This is a genomic window from Actinomadura rubrisoli (genome assembly GCF_004349215.1).
Lineage (GTDB): Bacteria > Actinomycetota > Actinomycetes > Streptosporangiales > Streptosporangiaceae > Spirillospora > Spirillospora rubrisoli.
Genome location: NZ_SMKU01000497.1, coordinates 1 through 5,089, shown reverse-complemented (window position 1 = coordinate 5,089; position 5,089 = coordinate 1). Strand labels below are relative to the sequence as shown.

General features: G+C 74.5%; 1 protein-coding gene. It reads left to right on the top strand.

The window, feature by feature from the left end; translation table 11 throughout:
• Positions 1-5,089: type I polyketide synthase (locus E1298_RS43885; protein WP_131903300.1), on the top strand; the 5,089-nt coding region annotated here is incomplete at both ends.

Below are 5,089 nucleotides of genomic sequence, written 5' to 3'. Positions count from 1 at the left end.
CGTCCACGACGCGGCACGGCGGGTTCCTGCACGACGCGAGCGAGTTCGACGCGGAGTTCTTCGGGATCTCGCCGCGCGAGGCCCTCGCGACCGACCCGCAGCAGCGGCTCCTGCTGGAGACCGCCTGGGAGGCGGTCGAGCGCGCCGGGCTCGACCCGACGTCGCTGCGCGGCAGCAGGACCGGCGTCTTCACCGGGATCATGTACAGCGACTACGGGTCGCGGCTCCAGCACGCGCCCCGCGACTTCGAGGGCTATCTCAGCAACGGCAGCGCGCCCAGCATCGCCTCGGGCCGGATCGCCTACACGCTGGGCCTCGAAGGCCCCGCCGTCACCGTCGACACCGCCTGCTCGTCGTCGCTGGTGGCGCTGCACCTGGCCGGGCAGGCGCTGCGCTCGGGCGAGTGCTCGCTGGCCCTGGCCGGCGGGGCGACGGTCATGGCGACCCCGACGACCTTCGTCGAGTTCAGCCGCCAGCGCGGCCTGGCCCCCGACGGCCGGTGCAAGGCGTTCTCCGCCGACGCCGACGGGACAGGGTGGAGCGAAGGCGCCGGCCTGCTCCTGGTGGAGCGGCTGTCGGACGCCGAGCGGCTCGGCCACCCGGTCCTCGCGGTCGTGCGCGGCAGCGCCGTCAACCAGGACGGCGCCAGCAACGGGCTGACCGCGCCGAACGGGCCGTCCCAGCAGCGGGTCATCCGGGCCGCGCTGGCCGCCGCCCGGCTCACGCCGCGGGACGTCGACGCGGTCGAGGCGCACGGGACGGGCACGACGCTCGGCGACCCGATCGAGGCGCAGGCGCTCCAGTCGGCCTACGGCGCGGACCGGGAGGAGCCGCTGTGGCTGGGCTCGGTCAAGTCCAACCTCGGGCACACCCAGGCGGCGGCCGGGGTCGCCGGGATCATCAAGATGGTCATGGCGATGCGGCACGGCACGCTCCCCAAGACCCTGCACGCCGACGAGCCGTCCCCCCACATCGACTGGACGGCCGGATCCGTGCGGCTGCTCACCGAGCCCGTGCCGTGGGAGCCGGACGGACGGCCGCGCCGGGCGGCGGTGTCGTCGTTCGGGATCAGCGGGACGAACGCGCACGTCATCCTGGAGCAGCCACCGGCACGGGCATCGGCTCGGGCGTCGGCCGACGCGCCCGCCGCGACCGGAGGCGTCGCGGTGTGGACGCTCTCGGCGCGGACCCCGCGCGCCCTCGCCGACCAGGCCGGGCGGCTGCTCGACCTGGTCTCCGCCGAGCCCGCGCCCGAGGCCGGGGCGGTGGCGCACGCGCTGGCCACCACCCGGACGCTGTTCGACCACCGGGCCGTGATCGTCGGCGATCACCGGGCGGCGCTGCGGGCGCTGGCCCTGGGCGGCGACGATCCGTCCCTCGTCCGGGGAGACGCCTCACGGCCGGACGGGCTGGCGTTCCTGTTCACCGGTCAGGGGTCGCAGCGGGCCGGGATGGGGCGCGAACTGCACGCCGCCTACCCGGTGTTCGCCGACGCCTTCGACGAGATCCTGACGCACTTCGACCCGGCACTGCGAGACATCATCTTCACCGACGACGACGGGACTCTCGACCAGACCCTGCACACCCAACCGGCATTGTTCGCCCTGGAAGTCGCGCTCTACCGGCTCTACACCTCCTGGGGACTGACCCCGAGTCACCTCGCCGGGCACTCCATCGGCGAAATCGCCGCCGCCCACTGCGCCGAAGTTCTCTCCCTCGACGACGCCTGCACCCTGGTCGCCACACGCGCCCAACTCATGCAATCAGCACCGTCCGGTGGGGCGATGACCGCGATCCAGGCGACCGAGGACGAAATCCTGCCCATGCTCGGCGACCGCGTCTCCATCGCCGCCATCAACGGGCCCACCACCATCGTCATCGCAGGCGACCCCGACGCCGTCCAACCGATCGCCGAACACTGGAAGCAACACGGCCGCAAAACCAAAAACCTCAAGGTCAGCCACGCCTTCCACTCCCCCCACATGGACCCCGTCCTCGACCAATTCCAAACCGTCACCGAAACCCTCACCCACCACACCCCCACCATCCCCGTCATCACCACCCTCGACGGGCAACCCATCACCCAATTCACCCCCGACCACTGGACCCGCCACCTACGCGGCACCGTCCGCTTCACCGACGCCATCACCACCCTCCACAACCACAACGTCACCACCTACCTCGAACTCGGACCCGACAACACCCTCACCACCATCACCGCCGCCACCCTCGACACCACACCCGCACTAGCCGCCGCGATCCTCCCCGACCGTCCCGAAACCGACACCGTCCTGCTAGCGGCCGCCACCGCCCACACCCACGGCCACACCATCGCCTGGCCCACCCACGGCACCCCGACCGACCTGCCCACCTACCCCTTCCAACGACAGCGCTACTGGCTGGAGCCGAGGGCCGGACGGGGCGACGTGCGGGCCGCGGGTCTCGGCGCGCAGGACCACGGGCTGCTCAGCGCGGCCGTCGACCTCGCCGATGGGCAGACGACCGTCCTGACCGGCCTGCTCTCCCCGCACACCCATCCGTGGCTGGCCGATCACGGCGTCAACGGCACGCCGCTGCTGCCCGGCACGGCCTTCGCGGAACTGGCCTTGCATGCCGGAGCGCGTTCCGGCTGCGGCCGCGTCGACGAACTCACGCTCGAAACGCCCTTGCCGCTCAGCGTCCCAACCGTCGTCCAGGTGACTGTGGGCGCCCCGGACGGAGACGACCGCCGGACGGTGACCGTGCACAGCCGTCCCGAGGACGGCGACACCGCCGACTGGACCCGGCACGCCACCGGCCTGCTGTCCCCCGCCGTGCGCGCCGAGCCGCCCGCGTCTCCGATCGAGTGGCCTCCGGCGGGCGCCACCCCGGTCGACTTGACCGACCTCACCATCCGCACCGCCGATGCGGGGCTCGATTACGGCCCCGCGTTCGAGGGCCCGCAGGCCGCCTGGACGCGCGGCGACGACTTCTACGTCGAGGTCGCGCTTCCTGACGCCCTCCACCCTGACGCCCGGCGCTTCGGCGCGCACCCTTCGCTCCTCGATATGGCCCTGCGCCCGCTCGCCCTCGGCGCGGACCCGGGTACGGTCCGCCTGCCGTTCAGCTGGTCCGGCACCACCTTGCACAGCCGTGCCCCGGTGACCGCGCTGCGCGTGCGGCTGTCCGCCTCCGGACCCGACCGCTACGCGGTGGCGGCGACCGACCCGCAGGGCCTTCCCGTCCTGTCCGTGGAGGCGCTGGCCCTTCGCACGGTCGCGGCCGACCGCATCGTCGCGGGCCGCCTCCCGATCCTGGAGGAGGAGTGGGTTCCAGTCGGCCCCGCCGAGCCCGCCACGGACTTCGACCTCGCCGAGTTCCCGGCCGGAACCGTTGAGGAGACGACCACCCGGGCCCTGGAACTGCTCCGCACGCACCTGGCGTCCCCGTCCACCGACCGGACGTTGATGCTGGTCACGCGAGGTGCTGTCGGGGACGGGCCGCGTGATCCGGCGCAGACGGCGGTATGGGGGCTGGTGCGGGCGGCGCGGGCGGAGCACCCCGGGCGGTTCGTGCTGGCCGACACCGACGGCTCCGACGCGTCGCGGGCGGCGCTGGCCGGTGCGGTCGCAACCGGGGAGCCGGAGCTGTCGCTGCGCGCGGGCGCGGCGTTCGCGCCCCGCCTGGTCAGGGGCGAGCCGGCCCCGGCCGTCCCGTTCGACCCGGACGGCACCGTGCTGATCACCGGCGGGACGGGGGCGCTCGGAGCCGAGCTGGCCCGGCACCTGGCCGTCCGGCACGGCGTGCGCGATCTGCTGCTGCTCTCCCGCAGCGGTCCGGACGCCCCTGGGGCGGCGGACCTGACGGCGGAGCTGGCCGGGCACGGCGCACGGGCCCGCGTGGTCGCGTGCGACGCCGCCGACCGCGCCGCCCTCGCCGGGCTCCTCGCGGGCGAGACGATCACCTCGGTGATCCACGCCGCCGGGATCCTCGATGACGGCGTCGTGACGTCCCTGACCCCCGACCGGCTCCACGCGGTCCTACGCCCGAAGGCCGCCGCCGCCTGGAACCTGCATGAGCTGGCCACCGGGCTCCGCCACTTCGTCCTGTTCTCCTCGGTGGCGGGCGTCCTCGGCAGCGCGGGCCAGTCCGCCTACGCCGCCGCCAACGCCTACCTCGACGGCCTCGCCGACCACCGCCACGCGCTCGGCCTCCCCGCGGCCTCCTTCGCCTGGGGCCTCTGGGAGGCGACGTCCGAGGGCGATGCGGTCATCGGGATGGCCGGACGGCTGGAGGAGAGGGACCGGACGCGGCTGCGGCGGGCCGGGCTCGCACCGCTGGACGTCGCGGACGGGCTCGCGGTGTTCGACGCGCGGCTCGGGTCGGCGCGCACCACGGCGACGCCGCTCGACCTCGGCGCGTTGCGGGTGCTGGCGGCCGAGGACGGGCTGCCCGCCATGCTGCGCGGGCTGGTGCGGACGGCTCCCCCGGCCAGGGAGCGGCGGCCGGCGGGATCGGTGCTGGAGATGGTGCGGGCGGTCGTGGCCGGCGTGCTCGGGCATCCGGACGCGGCGGGGATCGACGTCGAGCGTCCGTTCACCGAGCTGGGGCTGGACTCGCTGACGGCGGTCGAGCTGCGGAACCGGCTGAGCGGGCTCCTCGAACGGGCGCTGCCCGCGACGCTGGTGTTCGATCACCCGTCGCCCGCCGTCCTCGCCGCTCACCTGGAGGCGGAGCTGGACGGGACGCGGGGCGGAACGCGAGACGGGACGCGGGACGGGACGGACGCGGCGGTCGTCGCGGCCCCGGCGGACGAGCCGCTCGCGATCATCGGGATCGCGTGCCGGTTCCCCGGCGGGATCTCCTCGCCGGAGGAGCTGTGGCGGCTGGTCGCCGAGGGCGGCGACGCCGTCGGGGAGTTCCCCGAGGACCGGGGCTGGGACGTCGCGGCGCTGTTCGACCCCGACCCCGAGCACGCCGGGACGTCCACGACGCGGCACGGCGGGTTCCTGCACGACGCGAGCGAGTTCGACGCGGAGTTCTTCGGGATCTCGCCGCGCGAGGCCCTCGCGACCGACCCGCAGCAGCGGCTCCTGCTGGAGACCGCCTG